This window comes from Mucilaginibacter sp. P4_C11 (genome assembly GCF_056402115.1).
In genome coordinates this window covers 19632-34338 of sequence record NZ_JBFUIA010000051.1, presented here as the reverse complement: position 1 = coordinate 34338, position 14707 = coordinate 19632, and the positions used below count along the sequence as shown (strand labels likewise).

Below are 14707 nucleotides of genomic sequence, written 5' to 3'. Positions count from 1 at the left end.
GGGGTTAAGTGGGGATGTGATGCAGAAGAAGCTATAGGAATGAAGGCACGCGATATAAAAAGACACCTCATTGAAGCCTGTGAACAAATACCCGATGGTGAAAATGGTGCTATACACGTGGGCTTAGAGACACATGACGGTGCCGTAGTTGAAGATCTTCGATTGGGCAAAATTTTTGAAACCGTAGGCAGTTTCCAAACCAAAGGCAAAATAATTAATTGGATTTATTGTCACCTTTTGCAATCATATGCACCGCCGAACCAAAATTGGGTATTTGATGAAACAGTAAATATTTGTGAATATTCTGAAAATACTGGCAAAAAACCGCTGGATACACACCACCTGGTAATGCCAAATGATATTGAAACATATAATGGCGTACATTGGCATCGTCCAAGACCATAAGTAATGACCAGGGCACTGCCTGTCAAATACCTACACGAATAAAAGATAGCTTGGGTGTACTCAGTGAGATACCTGTATATACAAGACGATAAAAACGGCAAACAAATTTTCGGATCGTAATCGTCTTCAATTATTTGAACAATATCTGGGTTCTAAAAATCCATCTTGTAACTTTGCTAAAGAAATATTATTAAATAATGGAAAAAGAGTTTGATTATAAAGGACAAACATACTGGGTAAAACTTGACAATGCGATACATCCCGTAACACAAGAGGCTTGTCTAAATGCATACATAAATGATGAAAAGCCAGGTGGACTGTTGTTCGGTGAGTTAGTTAAAGATGAGGAGGGCAAACCCATGTTTTTTGGTGATCAGCTGGCGGCTTACACCAATGCAAATGCGGTCAAGCAAAGCATGATCGATAGTAAGCAAATATAGAGGTGGAATAAATGTCGGCTTAGCCTTTATAGTGCTAAACGGAACTGCTGTGGGATCCAAATATGTGACAAATGGTGGTTTAGAGCACATCTATTTGCGCGCGCAAATGTTCGGTAAAAGACTTTAATTTTTCGATCTCACCACTCCATTGATTAGTTAACGGATCATTTTTAACATCGTCAAAATCCAGGTCATGCTGACGGTGGTTTTCCAGTTGTCTGACATTTTTCTGCCGTTCTTCGATTTGTTGTGTACAGTGATGTATCAACTGTATCAGGAGCGATTTTTTGTCTTTAAAATTGATAGTTTGTCCATCAATGATCAAAATATAGAAATCCTTTCCATTGACGAGGTCAACAGCAGATAAGATTCTTTCGAAGTTTAAGCCTGAGCCTTTCAAGATGTCCCGGCCTTTCAACTTAAATAGTTGATCTAATTTCTTGTAAACCTCATTAACCTCCTCGTTAAACATTTGATTTTTTTATAGTTACATTCCACAACGCTGGTTAAAAAAAGCCCCCTCACACTCGCTGCTGGGGGGCTTTAACCTAAACCTTATCACAAAAAAGCGAATTAAGATATCCGCTTTTGATAGTGCAAAATAGTAAAATAATTTTAATGTGAATTACCTATAATGGCGTTGAAAAGCGGTGCTTCTCATGTATTCATTAAAGCGTTGTTGATATAAACGCTCCGCATTCAACCGGCGATTGATAACTCCACACCTCCAAAAGCACAATACCCACGCTAACCCGGCAACCCCTAAGCAGGTGAACGTTTCTTTTCTCCCTTCCGCTTCTTTCGCGGCAATTTGTTTGGCTGATAACTTCAGATCTGATTTGTGATGTATACCACTTCCCCCGAGTGCGCCGAAAAACGCAAAAGTGGAGATCAAACAGGCAAGTAAAACGTTTCTTACAATAGCTCTCATGATGTTATAAATGATATTGAAGTTACTAATAATATTAGCTTAAATCAAATGTTTTTTTACATTTTTATCATAGTGAACAGGTAATAGTTGACTCGCCGTAGTAAAGATAAGGTACCGTATTTTGAAAAAATGGGACATGACATCATTTTTAATTTAGTTCAATAATCTTGTTGATTTTCCTGGCCTCCTGAACGCGCTCCCGTATCGTTTCAATAATGTCAGATAATGGAATACCTCGCAGCCAAATCACTGGGTTTTCAGGGTCTGTACTTTTGAGTGTAACATCCATTATCCGAAATATTTGCAAAATAAAGGATTGCGTTACTATGTAATCCTTCACCCTGTACATTTCTACCTGATCGATCCGCTTGAAAAATATACCTCTGCTTATTTTGATATATTCTTTGCCGATCAGGTATTCCCAGTTTCTCAGAAACAGTATCCGGTACCAGGCGAACCCGGCAACGGCTATTCCAAAAACAATGAAATACGGTGAAAGCTTCCAGGCTAAAAAAAGAAACGTCAATGCCAAAGTCAGCAATGGCAATACCTTTATGAAAGCAAATATTACCGAGGGTTTAAGCAGGATGTCGTCTTGATGAGTCATATTTTAATTCGTCTAAAAAAGTAAGTTGATTTAATGGTTTGCAGGTACGGATCATTGTCCGAATACCAAGTGCTGTTTCAAAAGCATATAGGCTTATTTTATCTTCCTCAAAGGCTGCTTTTTTTTCTTTCAGGAAGGCAATAATATTGCCTTCCTGAAAACTTAGCCTTACCGGTTTGTTCCTTATAGCGGTTGCAACTTTGATGTCGGTTATCTTGCCGATCAGTTCATTACCAAACGCCATTGTAAATTCACGGCCCTTAAGGTTCAACCGAATCCATCGGAGCTGGCCGTTACTTATTCTTGCACCCGTTGCGATAAAAAGAAGATCGTTAAAGTTTTGATAGCTTGTTTGATTGAGTGTTAAAAAAGCGATGGATTCCATTGCAGAGAAAGTAATAATAACCTGTCTGGCAAACTGATTCCCTGCCATCCATAAGTTATTAGTTGCAGGAATGCGATGCTGGGTTTCGCTGAAGTATTCCGTTTCATTGCCGTAGTCAAATATGGGTTCCTCCACATTAAAAAATTCCTGAATTTTTGGAGGAACCCCCAGCTTTGTTAAATACTTATTCATTACCGTGAGCCGCCACGAGTATACGTACGGTTCATTTGGTTAGGCACATGCTGATTTTGACTTTCATTGGCATCCTGAACAGCATGATAGTAACCCGGACTTAATTTAGCCGCATCAGTCTCATTCCGCTTTTGATTGAATAACATATTCAAGCCTTTATAAACGACATAAGTTAATCCGCCGTCGATTAGTATAGAAGCAACCAGCGCTAATTTATTTGCCCGGACGCCATGTGTATCAGTAGCCGAAAAGCCAAATGTGGTTTTATCAGGCAATGTCACTTCTTTGCCTTTACGGTAGTTTTCTTTTTGAGCGGCAGTTAAAAACTGTAGGTTTACCATATCCGGCGCAAGGATCTTTTCGGTGTCCGAAACAATAAATTCGCGGGTTTCTGTATCATACTCAACCAGTAATTCCTTTTTATTGCCCTTGTCATCAACAGTGGTTTTAAGGTAATTGGCCACTTCGCCTTTTTCCAGTTTTCCCGCCTCGTTGTCATCCAGAAAAGATGGCGTAGCTGGCTTTTTGTAAACCGGGTGTATCAACAGGTTTATTTTGCCACTTTCATCCGGCTTCAAAGATACTTTGGCATCCATTGATTTTATTTTGATATTCTCTGCTTCCAGGTTTTGCAATTGCATTAAACCCGTTCGGCGGCCCGAGAGTAAGGCTTTGAGATCATCCACATTAAGCAGCAATTGTCCGCCGGCTGCGAGGCCGATTGTCTCCAAATCCTGGATTGGGAGCATTTTTTCATTGTAATGTATAATATCCATGTTATCTGCCAACTTTATTGCGTGAAACACTAACCTCTTCACCCACCTGTTCTGCAACTAATTGCTGTTCAGCAGGATTATTTTTTGCGCCGACAAGCGACTTGAAAAGAACATCGGTTTGCTTTAGGTTAAACTTATTGCCTCCCATATCCTCCATCTTAAAGGTTTTACCCTTTAAATCGAGCACCTTGTAAACGTTATTGTTGTAAGCGATTTCGTCGCCTTTAACCAGTGTTGATAGGTCATTGCCTTTTTCCGCAACGGTAGTATCTTGGGCGACGTTTTTGTCTTGCTTCAGATCACGTTTCACCCCAAGATCAAGCACAAAATCATATATTTTTTGCGCATCGGCAGATGCCCGGAATAACTCAAAAGGTTCGTCTTTCAATATTTTTACCCAGCTATTTACATAGGCGGCATGCTGACCAAAATTGTGCCCGATTTTTAACTCACTTCCTATCATCAGGGAGGCAATTTCTGCACGTAATTCCTCACGGGCATATTGTTCAGAACCGAAACGACCTTCCATTGGGCGGTTAAGGCGGTTTTCATGACCTGTCCAGTGCCCGAGTTCATGCAGGGCGACGGCGTAATACTTTGTTTCGTTGTCAAACTGCTCTTTAAAAGGCAATTGTATAGCATCTTTCGATTTGTTGTAGTAAGCCTCATTACCACCATGATTAATATTGGCCTGGCTTGCTGCAAGCAGGTTTTCTGCTCTTTCTATGGGAGTCCACTTTTGCTCCGAGCGGTTTTGATCGAGGTAATCGGCCAATGGCGGCAGGCCATTGATCTGTTCCGCGTTGAACACCCAGGCATTGGTGATGATCGGTTTATCCAATGAAGTCACACGGGTCTGTGTTACACCATTTTCGTCTTTGATCTTATCGCCGTTCATATCCCGCATAGCCTCCATGTTGGAGGTTTTAACGAAGTTGATCAACGTGGCTTTTGCACCTTTCTCTACGGTGAATCCTGCGTAGTCGGCCTGCTTTAGTGTCATCCAGCGTGGATCTTGATAGCCCTGCATGGAAAGCCATAAGGCATTCATGCCACGATAGTTTTTGTTAGTGGTCGGGTTTACTGGAATGGTAAACGCCGGGGCATCCGAATCGTTCCATGGTTTTTGAAATGGCGATGTGCCTTCTTTCAATTCTGCGATGAGCTTATTAGCAATTTGCTCGTGCAAGGGTTTAAAATTTTTGCTCATGATCTGTAGTTTTTAATATTTCGTATAAAAAATTTAATGGATTGATGTACCGGTTTTGATAGCGAACGCTGAAGTGCAGGTGTGCTGCAGTTACGCTTCCTGTCGCTCCGCTGATGGCGATGGCCTGACCTGCGATGACTGAATCCTGTTGGTTTACAAGCGATTTGCTTAAATGACCATAGATGGTGTTAATTTCTCCGTGTTGGAGGTTGATGGCGATACCAAGTTTGGAGGTACGGTTTACTGAACGGACAACGCCGTCAAGCACCGCATAAACGGTATCATATTTTGCTCTTAAATCAACCCCGCAGTGAAATTCAACTTTACCAGTAAGCGGATGTAGGCGATAACCAAACGGAGAAGTAACTGTCAGCGATTTTAGTGGCAAGCAAACGATACACAATGCGAAGACTGCTTTCATCGCGTGTAGGCTTTATCAAGCGTCAGCTTCTCTACCGATTTTGCCGGCTGTAATGCTTTATCCCATATCGCGGGATTATTGCCTGCTATTTCAAGTGCCTGCCATTGTGCGATATTCGTCCCACGGTCTAACAGCAGGCTGATTTTATATAAATCCTTAAAGTTATCGAGCGGCATAGATCTGCCGTTGGCCGTCAGATCGCTAAGAATAGTTTGCTTATCCTTCAACTTGAGCAAAAACTCAGGCGGGTATATCGCCTCCCGGCCATTATTAAAGGCAACGTAAACTTCTTTAGATTGCTCACGGTCATAGGTTACGATGGCCACTTTCCCCTGGCGGCTTGCTGGGTCAATAGTTAAATCCGGCCGCACCAACACGAGCGTACCGTTTAAATTTTCATTGTTCATGATTTTAAGATTTAATGATTTTTATTGCGCAGGCGCAGACCGGAACTGGTTAACCATTTCCTGTATTTCCAGGCTTATCCTTGAAAAATTCTGACGGAGTATGTCGTCCTTTTTTTCTCCAAAATTGTAGTAAGTAGGTAATGGCCTGTATGCCTTTTCTTCCTTAGAAATTTCTTTCAGATCAAGTGATACGCGGCAATTAACTGCGGATGTTTCGTAGTGGCCGGTAAAGGTTTCCCGTGCATCCGCTGCGATAACCCCAACCATTTCGCCGGCATTCAATGAAGCAATTTTGCCGGCCGGTATAAGCGCCTCCAGTTTTTCATTGAGAGAGGTCGAAGTTTTATTTCGATCGATGGATAGCCCTTCACCAAGCTGTTTAGATTTACCAAAAAGCCTTTCCAGCCATTCTAAAGTCTCCTTATTTCTTACCGAACCAGACAGGACATTGCCGACTACTGCGGTAATGGTTGCGGCAGTGTCTTTTCCATATTGCTGGCTAAACTGAGGCAATTCCTGTAAACCCATTAGCACAGCCACTTTATTGCTTCTTGCTGTTGCGATCAGGTTTTCTACCTTATGTAAAAACAGTGTGGGAACCTCATCTACGATTAATGCTGATGGAAGATTGCCCTTAGTATTGATCAGTTTAGTTAAGCGGTTAGTAATGATAGAGTAGCAAGCAGAATTGATATTTTGCGTATTGGGGTCATTTGCCAGCACCAAAATGCCGGGATGTTCTTTAGCCGATATCTTAAGATCAAAATCATCGCCTGAAAACACCCAAAATGTTTCTTTTGTGGCCAGCCTGCTAATAAAGATCTTCAATGTACCGACCTGACCTTCCAACTGGTCAAAGGCCTTKGCATGATAGGCGCTCATAAAGGGCGATAACAGTGATTTCAATTCCTGCTCAGAAACCAACGCATTAAAGATTTCTTCATAAGAGCGGTTAAGCAAGGCCAGTACATGCGGGAAACTGGAAAGCTTACCGCCAGCGTGTTTACTCAGGAAATAGATGCAGGAGGCCAGGAAATTGATAGCAGATTGCGTAAAGAATTGATCACTTCCGCCTGAACGATCCCCCTTTTTGAGCGCTTCCACCAATGCTTCGGCAGTTTCTGCCGCATCCGCAAGCGACTTGATGTAATCAGCCCGCCACGGGTTGATACGTCTGCTTTTTTCCACCTCATTAAGATTCAGCACGTGAAAAGTAAATCCCTTTAATTTTCCCTGCTGCTTGGCCAGTAAGTAATGGTAATAAGCGATATGTCCGAGATCGGGGTATTTAAAATCATAAAGGCAGACCGTAAATTCCTTGGCTATTAGTTGCCGGATAAATGGGTTAACTACTGAAAATGATTTACCCGAACCCGGTGTACCGATCACAATCGTTCCGCGAAAAACGTTAACGATATTGATCCAGCCATTTCTAACCTTTCCTTTGTAATAAAAGAGCATCGGTATGTTCACCGAATAAGGCGTTTCCAACTTACCAACCGGTTGCATAAAGCTTTCCCCCTCGGTATTCCATTGATCTTTACCAAGCCCCGATTTGATCAGCTTGGATATATTATCCATTGCCAAACTGGTCATCAGGGCACCGATGAATGAGAAAACGATGTAGATCAAGTTATACGATGAGGTATAGGCAAAAACCAGTTCCGACGGACGCCCCTGGAAAATAATGCTGCCGAAAAAGAGGAAAAGTCCCAAGCTGAGCGGATAAACGATGTGTTTTTTAGGATTGAGGTCTTTTTCTTTTTTTGCCAGCGTACCAATACTAACCAGGCATATCAATGTCATCGTTGCCAGCTTGCTGTAGGCCAGGTTACTATAAATGACTACTTGAGCCATCTTATCCAATGGGGTAAAAAAAAAGCCCCAGAATGGGGCTTTGTGATAAACGAAAATGGCTACTTCAAGCAGTACAGACAAATAAATAGCAGTTTGCATGAACCCATGCAACTTTTGCTGCTCACGGGTTTCTTCCATAAATATTTGAGTTTATGAATTAATCCAAGTTGAGTGAATCGGCTTCAAGCAAGTCTTTATAATTGATCGTCAGCGTTACCACCCGCCCGGAAAGTTGCTTTTCGCTGAGTTCAGCGCGCAGAACCTTATTGCCCGGAAAAGTCATTTTTTTAAATACAAAAACGTTGCGGAAATATTTTGAAAACGAAGGTACCCCTGAAAGCACGAATACCGGACGAATTTCAACGGATTGGACGTTTGTGGCTTTCGTTACCTTTTTATCGTCTATTTTAAACCGGAAATCCTCTATATCATATTTGAGATTAGTTTTGTTTTTAAAGGCGATATCCAGGAATATGTAATCATCTAAAGTGGCAATATGGTTTACTTGCCCTTTAAGGCCAAATGCTTTCACTTTATCCATTTTCTTTTCAGCGCCACTGGTATAAAGTTTCAGGCAAAGGAGTTTAAGCTGGTTTTGGGAAAGGCCAATACCCGAAATATCCAATGGCCTGGTGTCCGGCGGAAGGATATTTATCTCGGTGAGAACTCCGGGATAGCCTGGCAGCAATTGGTATTGTGCGATGAACTTTTCGCCGGCAATGGTAATCACCGATCCGGTAAATGTTTTAAGGGAATCTTTAAGTTTGATACGTAACACATTTTTGAGTGGTAAATCACCAATCAGATTTTTGTCCGATATATCCACGTACTGTACGGGTTCAGGCGAAATAAAGTGGATGGTAAGGTTCTCCGGGAGATAAACAACCGGTAATTTTTCCTGAGCATTCGCAATGGCGGCTAAAAGCAGGAACAGGTAGGGCAGTAACTTTTTCATATTAATATTTTTTTTGGGCGTTTTGTAATGCATCAGAATCGATGAGGTAGATATAAGAGTTATATTTGAGTTTGGCTTTGTTTTTCCTGATCAGGTCAGCAATTGCTGACGAGGTTGATTGGAATATTTTATCAACCGAACTCATCAGGAACTGACTTCCGTTAGAGCTGCCATCAATGGTGACACCCTGTACAGTATTACTGCCCAGGTCTTTGGTGAACTCCCGGAATGAAGAGGAAGGAACGTATAGGCCCGGCATACCATCAAGGTCATACACCTCCAGCTTTACAGGTAGTATTTTACTTTCATAAAGTATTGAGGTGATGGACAATGTGACCCGCTGCTCAGAAAAACCACTGATCTGGGCGAAAAGATAAGTTCCTTTTTGTAACAGAATATCGCCGGCTTTAATATCTTCCAGTAGTTTGATGCGTAAGCGGGAACCTGCATAACCGGTTATGTTTTCATCAATGACCGCACCAATAAAATTCTGGCGCTTTTCCGGCAGTACAGTATTAAATTCAGAAGAAGACTGATCTGCTTTGGACACCGTTAATCTGACCTGTGATGCTATTTCTTTGGCTAATTTATCGGCAGCATCCTGTTTTTGTTTTTCGGCTTTATAAGCAGGGTCATTCGCTTTATTAATGCTATCCATCAATGCCATTTGTTGTTTAAAGATTTCCATCGGGTCTTTTTCCCGTTGCTCGGGTGGCGGTGTTAGTCTTCCTGCATTAGGGGCTTTAGCATTTAACAATTTTGCTAATTGTCTTTCACTGTTAATACTCGCATCCGCTACCTCGTGTGTTTTTGCTTTTGCAGCAATGGAATCCAACATCTTTTTCTGTTGGTCAGAATAATCATTGTTGTAGGTCGGGTTGCTTGTTGATTCCTTGGGTATTACTCCAACTGCCGACATACCATCAGCTTCTTTATAAGTGTTTCGGAAGGCATCAAGCTTATCAGCAAGCTGACGTTTACGAACATCGGTCGATACGTTACCAACGCTCGGATTTAAACCCGCTTTCGGGGTCACATCCTGTTTCGGTTTATCGAAGCTGCTATGCCATGCATAATAAAAGAGGCAAAAAAACGGCAGCAACACCAAAGGCAAGATGTATTTGGGTTGTTTAAAGTTAATTTTCATAATATTTAGTGTTGTATTTGTTGCAGGCTGTCAAGCGCATTTTCAAGCGATGCACTATCAGCCGATGAGAGTTGCTTTTTAGCGCTCAGACTGTCAATGAGTTTTTTAAGACGCAGGCCTTCTTTTATCTTTGCTGCTGTTTGCAGGATATTGGAAAACCCGTTTACAAGAGGATTTGCCGGTTTTTCCACGTGGGTTGCTTTTGGTTCCGGGTGACGGAAAACAGTAAAAGACAGCGCGGCAGATGCCAGCATTAGCGCAATCATTAGACCCAGGAATATTTTGGGGTGAGCATTGAGTAAGCGCTTTGAGAAGTTACCTGCAATGAAGAAATAAGTGCCAAACTCTTTGCGTATTTCTGAATATAGCGTATCCCTTGGATCGCGGTTAGAATGTATTTTTTTCCACATCTTGTAAGTCTTTATTTTCGAGTGTTTTCCAATTGGTGATAAGCGCGCCGTGTGGGTTATTGTCACTACGTGGGATATCTTTCAGGTTACCCTCCGTGACCAGGGAGCGAATCACCGTTGAGCTGCGCCGGTCAATTTTTAGCTTGCCATAGTACCTGAAATATTTCCTTGGCATATCCAGCACAATAGAGTCAGTCTGAAGGGTTAGCACTGAACTTGATGACAGAATGGAGTTAAAAAAGCCATTCTCTTTCAAGTTATTGTATTGTTGCATGCCCGATTCATCCACCAGGTACATGGCCTTTTTCATTTGATACTCCATGTAATTATCATCCGGCGTGAGCGAGAAAAACAGAGAGTGAAATAGATCAATATGGGCACGGTATTCAGCCGGTCGGTTCATTTGCATATCGGTTTGGCGAGCAAGGATCGGCACATTGTTATCCAGCAGATAAATACTCTTTTGTGCGTTGGAGACTAGCTTGTAAGCATAGAGACAGTTCATTCCAACGATCAATAGTGAGGTTATCAGGCTTCCAATAGCAATGATTGTCGCCAGCCTGATCTTGGCTTCGATGTTTTTTATAATCATGATTTGTGGAAATAAAAAAGTGCCGGCTTTTTTAAGCGGCCCTTAACGTGGATGATAAGATGATTAAATAAAGCTTCCAGAGGCGCGGCGCGCTAACCCTAAAACCGTGCCTGCACTTCTGCCAAAAGTTGACGTGGCAGAACTGATACCAGATGTAGATATAATCCAGGTGGAAATGCTGGGTACGGTAAACATGCAAATCGCACCGATGAGAAATACAATGATCACCGTCCCGAAAGACAATACACCATTTCCGGCGAACCAAGCCATTTTTTCAAGGTTGGCACTTAAGCCATCCTTTCCGACAAGTTCCTGGTATTTACTGATCTCGGAAGTAAGTGCATACTCCTGCATCAGACCTGTTAAGTACATGATCAGGTAAGCGATCCCGCTGTAAAGGTTTACGGAAACAAAACGTGCGATCCAGGTACTAAAACTATCGCGAAATGCTGGTAAAATACTGACCGCAACAGCAAAAGGACCAAGAATGATCAAAATCGTTGAATAGATAATCTGAATCATAAATATGATATAAACTGCCAGTCGTAATATCCAGATTCCGATCAATTCGAGCATTTGCGTAAACAATAACTGCATGCCTACTTCCAGCCTGTTTTTTAATTCAATCAAAGGAGATACAACGCTGCTAATTCCTTGTTTTACAGTGCTGGTTACGGAATCCCATGCCTGACCATACCAGGTATCGCTTTCCTTTTCTGCCACTTGGGTTTGCGCCTGATAAGTATAAAGCGAATTAGCTACCGCAAGCATGAGGTTAGAACGATTCAGCCGAAGGTTATCCACCGTGGTTTGTTCGCTATTAAACATCTGTTCCGTCTGATTAGCAACAATATCTGTTGGAAAGGCGATCACTTTCACGAAAGTTCCCCACCAGAGTATGATCATGGCTAAACCGAATGGCCGGAGCAGCGGCATAATTTCCAATTGCTTGTCACCGACCATCATTTCGTAGCTTTTAATGGCAAAGAATATGATCATAAAAATTGCCGAGAGCGCTTTAGCGTCCGTAATAAACAGATCGAAATGTGTCCATACCGAATCCTTCAGCCCTTTAAGAAATACCATCACCCCATGCTCATAGACTCCATCACCTTGTAAGAACTCTAAAGTTTTAGTATTATCTGTGCTTGTAATTTGTGCAAATACTGCCGGTGCCAACAGGCACAGCAGCATGAATAGTGTGAATTTCTTTTTCATTGCACATGTTGTAATACTTTGTTAGCAATTTCGATATCGGACTGCGGCGTCCAGTCAGGTACAGATATCTGGTTGGTTTTCAATCGCTGTTGCTGGGCTGCCATAGTGAGCGTAGATTGCGCTGAAGCGGTGCGAATTGCCCAAACACTTGAAAGGCGTCTGTACTCCAGCAAATAGCGGTGATACGCGAGGATACGTGCCCCGCGATCCATATCGGCGGAATGGGCCGATTCGATTCTCTGCTTCAGCATATCCAATTCATTTTTGTACCAAGTGTAAAGTCCTTCCGATACCAATTTTCCAGAAACCTGTGGTGATAAACCTGAAAGAATGGATGTAGCAGAGTTCTTTAGTACCGGTGAAAGCTGGCTTTTATAATAAAGCAGCCACAATGGATCTGCATCGCTGATCAAGCCGGATTGGTTTGCGATCTCAGATAACGCAGTGTTTCTTACGGTGTCTGATTGCAGCTTGTATTTATTATCAGTTGAGGACAATGCGCCAACTAAAGCGAGGCGTTGTGTTTGAGGCCCGGTCGCGCTTAAAGGCCGTAAATCTGTTTTGTGATAATTTGGATAAAAAAGCCCCCATGTGAGCCAGTAATAAGGATTTAGGCTAAGAAAGCCTGCCTTTGGGGTGAATTTTTTCTGATCCCATTGCAGGTAAACCATGCGTTCCTGCTGGTACCTGATGCTTTGATCCTGCACAACTGATTGCGCAAAACAACCGCTGACCCAATGTAAAAGGAACAGCGGCAATAAAATAATACTTTTCATTGTCTTAAATATTTAGCGTTTTGAATGATTTGATAGACAAAGGATATGTCCTTATTGATATAACCGGCAAATGGATTCAGCGAGTTGATGACCCCTCTTTCTTTAGCCCAATACATAGCACGCCAGGCACCATAAGCAAGCCCGTCGAGAATTTGTAGTTGTTGGGTGACTTTATGCAACAATTCGTCTCTTGCGCTATAGTTGGCCAATACGTTATCCCCATCTTTGAGTATGTAACCTGAAACGTCACTGACCAGCAATGTTGCCCTCGTTCGCATTTGCGAAGTGATATTGCTTGCTGCTAATAATAGCGCAGGATCAGATTTAGCCAGCGCTAAAGCCTGTTGCACATAAGATGTAATATCAGCAATAATTACAGCCATGTTTTTCATAGCAAGTCCGTCTTTTAATGCGGAGTTTACGTTTGATAGTGATTGGTAAATAATCGTCTGCGCCAATACTACGGAACCTACGTTTGTGTTAAGATCGGTAATGTTGTTATTGATCTTACCGAGATATTGGTTGTGAGTAGCTTCGGCACTACTTCTAACTGCAGCATTTTCTGTGACTGCGGCAAAGTGCCATGGATCAACCACATATTGCTGCGCCTGCACCATACCACTGTAAAGCAGCAGACAAAATAAACACCGTTTCATTTCAGATATTTTGCGTTTTGAATAATGTCCTTACCAATGCCAATATCAGCATCGATAAAATTTTGAAAGGGATTTGCTGCTTTTAGCAACGAGGCAAGAGTCGAGTATTGCATCATGTTCAGCAAGTTGCCGGACAAGTTCTGGATGTTGCTCAATTCTGATATTACGAAATCAAATAGCATTTTGCGGTCGGATGCCTTCATCTGATTCACATCTCCTAACGATAGCGTTAACCCTGTAATGTAGCCCGCAAGGTCTTTCGCCTGTAAAGCAAATTGCAACTCGGACTGATATCCAATAGCCAGCAATGCCGGATTCTTTTGTACCAGTTGAATAATCTGTGCCTGGTTGCTTATAATACGACTTACCATCGGGCTGGCGTAGATACCGATATCAGCAAGGTTAATTGCTGTGCCCAACGTATTATAACGCTCTTGTAAGTCCCTGTAAGTTGCTTTCAGTTTGGAAAGTAAGGTCAGGTTGGCCTGCTCATTAGCGTTTACAGTAGCCTGTTCATTCCGCGCTTTAACCTGCAACTTGTTCTCAGATTGGGATTCGGAAACTAACTGATGTATGCCTACGATATCCAATGTTTTTTGCTGTGCAAAAACGGCAAGTTTTAAACCAAGAAATAGGATGATAAAAATAAAGTGTTTCATTGTTTCAGGTATTTAGCGTTCGTTAATACATCATTGGCAATTCGCACATCTTCGTTTTGCCATTCAGCCCATGGGTTAAGAGAGTGGAAAATGCCATCGATCTTCGCCCAGTACATGGCGCGGTTCATTCCATAGGCAATGCCGCGAAGAATGCGCATTTCAGTTGCGATATGGTTTAGCAGTTTGCCACGCTCACCGGAGTCCATCAGGTTATTTGTTCCTCCTTTTAATACAAATGCGCTTACATCCGCTGCCAGCGTGGTTGCCCTTGTTTGAAAATCACGGGCTCCCTGTTCAGCGAAAAGAAGCAGGACCGGGTCGGTTTGCGCAAGCTTCACAGCGCTTTGAACATCAGAAACAATATCCACTCCGCATTCCGCTATTTCCTTAATGGTGGTTAAGTTGCTGATGACAGATGCCACCTGGCTAAGTCCCCGATAAATTTTATTTTGCAGATTGTTTACAATGACCAGTTGCCCGCTGACAGCGAGCTGTCCTTTTTGTATCAGATCGAGTTTATTGTTGGTGTTGTTCAATTGCCCGTTGATAGTAGAGGCACTTATTGCAATCGCCCCGGAAACGGCTGGGTCAACGACGATTTCCTGCGCCCAGGCTATCGCAAACAGCAAACAGCCCAGTATGGTGGTAATTAACTTTTTCATA

At 42.4% G+C, this 14707-nt stretch carries 20 protein-coding genes; 2 read left to right on the top strand and 18 right to left on the bottom strand.

Annotated features, from left to right (window positions below; genetic code table 11):
• Both AC1DU2_RS28920 and AC1DU2_RS28915 read left to right on the top strand, forming a co-directional pair.
• Positions 1–405: hypothetical protein (locus AC1DU2_RS28920; protein ID WP_477388911.1), on the top strand; the 405-nt coding region annotated here is incomplete at its 5' end.
• Between the two features lie 197 nt (positions 406–602).
• Positions 603–845: a hypothetical protein gene (locus AC1DU2_RS28915; protein WP_477388909.1), complete on the top strand. Its 243-nt coding sequence runs from the start codon at positions 603–605 to the stop codon at positions 843–845.
• A 79-nt stretch (positions 846–924) separates the two neighbouring features.
• Here the strand turns inward: AC1DU2_RS28915 and AC1DU2_RS28910 are convergent, their stop codons facing one another.
• The 18 genes from AC1DU2_RS28910 to AC1DU2_RS28825 form a co-directional block, all read right to left on the bottom strand.
• A complete protein-coding gene (locus tag AC1DU2_RS28910) occupies positions 925–1317 on the bottom strand; it encodes a hypothetical protein (RefSeq protein WP_477388907.1) in 393 nt (130 codons plus the stop codon).
• 153 nt (positions 1318–1470) lie between these two features.
• Positions 1471–1776, bottom strand: coding sequence for a hypothetical protein (locus AC1DU2_RS28905; protein ID WP_477388905.1), 306 nt, complete (start codon positions 1774–1776; stop codon positions 1471–1473).
• 148 nt (positions 1777–1924) lie between these two features.
• The gene (locus tag AC1DU2_RS28900) at positions 1925–2383 is read right to left on the bottom strand and encodes a PH domain-containing protein (protein ID WP_477388903.1); all 459 of its coding nucleotides are present in this window, start codon (positions 2381–2383) and stop codon (positions 1925–1927) included.
• Positions 2355–2960 carry a hypothetical protein gene (locus AC1DU2_RS28895; protein WP_477388901.1) on the bottom strand — a complete coding sequence of 202 codons (606 nt, stop codon included), beginning with the start codon at positions 2958–2960 and terminating at the stop codon, positions 2355–2357. The genes AC1DU2_RS28900 and AC1DU2_RS28895 overlap by 29 nt, the downstream gene beginning before the upstream one ends.
• Positions 2960–3709: a DUF4099 domain-containing protein gene (locus AC1DU2_RS28890; RefSeq protein WP_477388899.1), complete on the bottom strand. Its 750-nt coding sequence runs from the start codon at positions 3707–3709 to the stop codon at positions 2960–2962. The genes AC1DU2_RS28895 and AC1DU2_RS28890 overlap by 1 nt, the downstream gene beginning before the upstream one ends.
• A 28-nt stretch (positions 3710–3737) precedes the next feature.
• The gene (locus tag AC1DU2_RS28885) at positions 3738–4946 is read right to left on the bottom strand and encodes an ArdC family protein (protein WP_477388897.1); all 1209 of its coding nucleotides are present in this window, start codon (positions 4944–4946) and stop codon (positions 3738–3740) included.
• Positions 4930–5367 carry a M23 family metallopeptidase gene (locus AC1DU2_RS28880; protein ID WP_477388895.1) on the bottom strand — a complete coding sequence of 146 codons (438 nt, stop codon included), beginning with the start codon at positions 5365–5367 and terminating at the stop codon, positions 4930–4932. The genes AC1DU2_RS28885 and AC1DU2_RS28880 overlap by 17 nt, the downstream gene beginning before the upstream one ends.
• Positions 5364–5774 carry a hypothetical protein gene (locus AC1DU2_RS28875; protein ID WP_477388893.1) on the bottom strand — a complete coding sequence of 137 codons (411 nt, stop codon included), beginning with the start codon at positions 5772–5774 and terminating at the stop codon, positions 5364–5366. Before AC1DU2_RS28875 ends, AC1DU2_RS28880 begins: the two co-directional genes overlap by 4 nt.
• Before the next feature lie 21 nt (positions 5775–5795).
• Positions 5796–7769 (bottom strand): type IV secretion system DNA-binding domain-containing protein, encoded by a 1974-nt coding sequence (locus tag AC1DU2_RS28870; RefSeq protein ID WP_477388891.1) that lies wholly within the window; start codon positions 7767–7769, stop codon positions 5796–5798.
• 19 nt (positions 7770–7788) lie between these two features.
• Entirely contained in the window at positions 7789–8586 is a 798-nt protein-coding gene (locus tag AC1DU2_RS28865; RefSeq protein WP_477388889.1) for a DUF4138 domain-containing protein, read from the bottom strand.
• Position 8587: 1 nt separating this feature from the next.
• Positions 8588–9733 carry a conjugative transposon protein TraM gene (gene traM, locus AC1DU2_RS28860; protein ID WP_477388887.1) on the bottom strand — a complete coding sequence of 382 codons (1146 nt, stop codon included), beginning with the start codon at positions 9731–9733 and terminating at the stop codon, positions 8588–8590.
• A gap of 5 nt (positions 9734–9738) precedes the next feature.
• A complete protein-coding gene (locus AC1DU2_RS28855; RefSeq protein ID WP_477388885.1) occupies positions 9739–10143 on the bottom strand; it encodes a hypothetical protein in 405 nt (134 codons plus the stop codon).
• Entirely contained in the window at positions 10121–10735 is a 615-nt protein-coding gene (gene traK, locus AC1DU2_RS28850) for a conjugative transposon protein TraK (RefSeq protein ID WP_477388883.1), read from the bottom strand. The genes AC1DU2_RS28855 and traK overlap by 23 nt, the downstream gene beginning before the upstream one ends.
• Before the next feature lie 63 nt (positions 10736–10798).
• Positions 10799–11953, bottom strand: coding sequence for a TraJ family protein (locus tag AC1DU2_RS28845; protein WP_477388881.1), 1155 nt, complete (start codon positions 11951–11953; stop codon positions 10799–10801).
• Positions 11950–12729 carry a hypothetical protein gene (locus AC1DU2_RS28840; protein WP_477388879.1) on the bottom strand — a complete coding sequence of 260 codons (780 nt, stop codon included), beginning with the start codon at positions 12727–12729 and terminating at the stop codon, positions 11950–11952. The genes AC1DU2_RS28845 and AC1DU2_RS28840 overlap by 4 nt, the downstream gene beginning before the upstream one ends.
• Positions 12726–13385: a hypothetical protein gene (locus AC1DU2_RS28835; RefSeq protein ID WP_477388877.1), complete on the bottom strand. Its 660-nt coding sequence runs from the start codon at positions 13383–13385 to the stop codon at positions 12726–12728. The genes AC1DU2_RS28840 and AC1DU2_RS28835 overlap by 4 nt, the downstream gene beginning before the upstream one ends.
• A complete protein-coding gene (locus tag AC1DU2_RS28830; RefSeq protein ID WP_477388875.1) occupies positions 13382–14044 on the bottom strand; it encodes a hypothetical protein in 663 nt (220 codons plus the stop codon). Before AC1DU2_RS28830 ends, AC1DU2_RS28835 begins: the two co-directional genes overlap by 4 nt.
• A complete protein-coding gene (locus AC1DU2_RS28825) occupies positions 14041–14706 on the bottom strand; it encodes a hypothetical protein (protein WP_477388873.1) in 666 nt (221 codons plus the stop codon). Before AC1DU2_RS28825 ends, AC1DU2_RS28830 begins: the two co-directional genes overlap by 4 nt.
• Between the last annotated feature and the right edge of the window lies 1 nt (position 14707).

Excerpts from the sequence above, each read along its gene's own strand:
- AC1DU2_RS28890 (WP_477388899.1), bottom strand. The coding sequence starts at position 3,709 with ATGCTCCCAATCCAGGATTTGGAGACAATCGGCCTCGCAGCCGGCGGA.
- AC1DU2_RS28840 (WP_477388879.1), bottom strand. The coding sequence starts at position 12,729 with ATGAAAAGTATTATTTTATTGCCGCTGTTCCTTTTACATTGGGTCAGC.
- AC1DU2_RS28830 (WP_477388875.1), bottom strand. The coding sequence starts at position 14,044 with ATGAAACACTTTATTTTTATCATCCTATTTCTTGGTTTAAAACTTGCC.
- AC1DU2_RS28905 (WP_477388905.1), bottom strand. The coding sequence starts at position 1,776 with ATGAGAGCTATTGTAAGAAACGTTTTACTTGCCTGTTTGATCTCCACT.
- AC1DU2_RS28895 (WP_477388901.1), bottom strand. The coding sequence starts at position 2,960 with ATGAATAAGTATTTAACAAAGCTGGGGGTTCCTCCAAAAATTCAGGAA.
- AC1DU2_RS28885 (WP_477388897.1), bottom strand. The coding sequence starts at position 4,946 with ATGAGCAAAAATTTTAAACCCTTGCACGAGCAAATTGCTAATAAGCTC.
- AC1DU2_RS28880 (WP_477388895.1), bottom strand. The coding sequence starts at position 5,367 with ATGAAAGCAGTCTTCGCATTGTGTATCGTTTGCTTGCCACTAAAATCG.
- AC1DU2_RS28825 (WP_477388873.1), bottom strand. The coding sequence starts at position 14,706 with ATGAAAAAGTTAATTACCACCATACTGGGCTGTTTGCTGTTTGCGATA.
- AC1DU2_RS28915 (WP_477388909.1), top strand. The coding sequence starts at position 603 with ATGGAAAAAGAGTTTGATTATAAAGGACAAACATACTGGGTAAAACTT.
- AC1DU2_RS28900 (WP_477388903.1), bottom strand. The coding sequence starts at position 2,383 with ATGACTCATCAAGACGACATCCTGCTTAAACCCTCGGTAATATTTGCT.
- traM (WP_477388887.1), bottom strand. The coding sequence starts at position 9,733 with ATGAAAATTAACTTTAAACAACCCAAATACATCTTGCCTTTGGTGTTG.
- AC1DU2_RS28855 (WP_477388885.1), bottom strand. The coding sequence starts at position 10,143 with ATGTGGAAAAAAATACATTCTAACCGCGATCCAAGGGATACGCTATAT.
- AC1DU2_RS28865 (WP_477388889.1), bottom strand. The coding sequence starts at position 8,586 with ATGAAAAAGTTACTGCCCTACCTGTTCCTGCTTTTAGCCGCCATTGCG.
- AC1DU2_RS28835 (WP_477388877.1), bottom strand. The coding sequence starts at position 13,385 with ATGAAACGGTGTTTATTTTGTCTGCTGCTTTACAGTGGTATGGTGCAG.
- AC1DU2_RS28910 (WP_477388907.1), bottom strand. The coding sequence starts at position 1,317 with ATGTTTAACGAGGAGGTTAATGAGGTTTACAAGAAATTAGATCAACTA.
- AC1DU2_RS28875 (WP_477388893.1), bottom strand. The coding sequence starts at position 5,774 with ATGAACAATGAAAATTTAAACGGTACGCTCGTGTTGGTGCGGCCGGAT.
- AC1DU2_RS28845 (WP_477388881.1), bottom strand. The coding sequence starts at position 11,953 with ATGAAAAAGAAATTCACACTATTCATGCTGCTGTGCCTGTTGGCACCG.
- traK (WP_477388883.1), bottom strand. The coding sequence starts at position 10,735 with ATGATTATAAAAAACATCGAAGCCAAGATCAGGCTGGCGACAATCATT.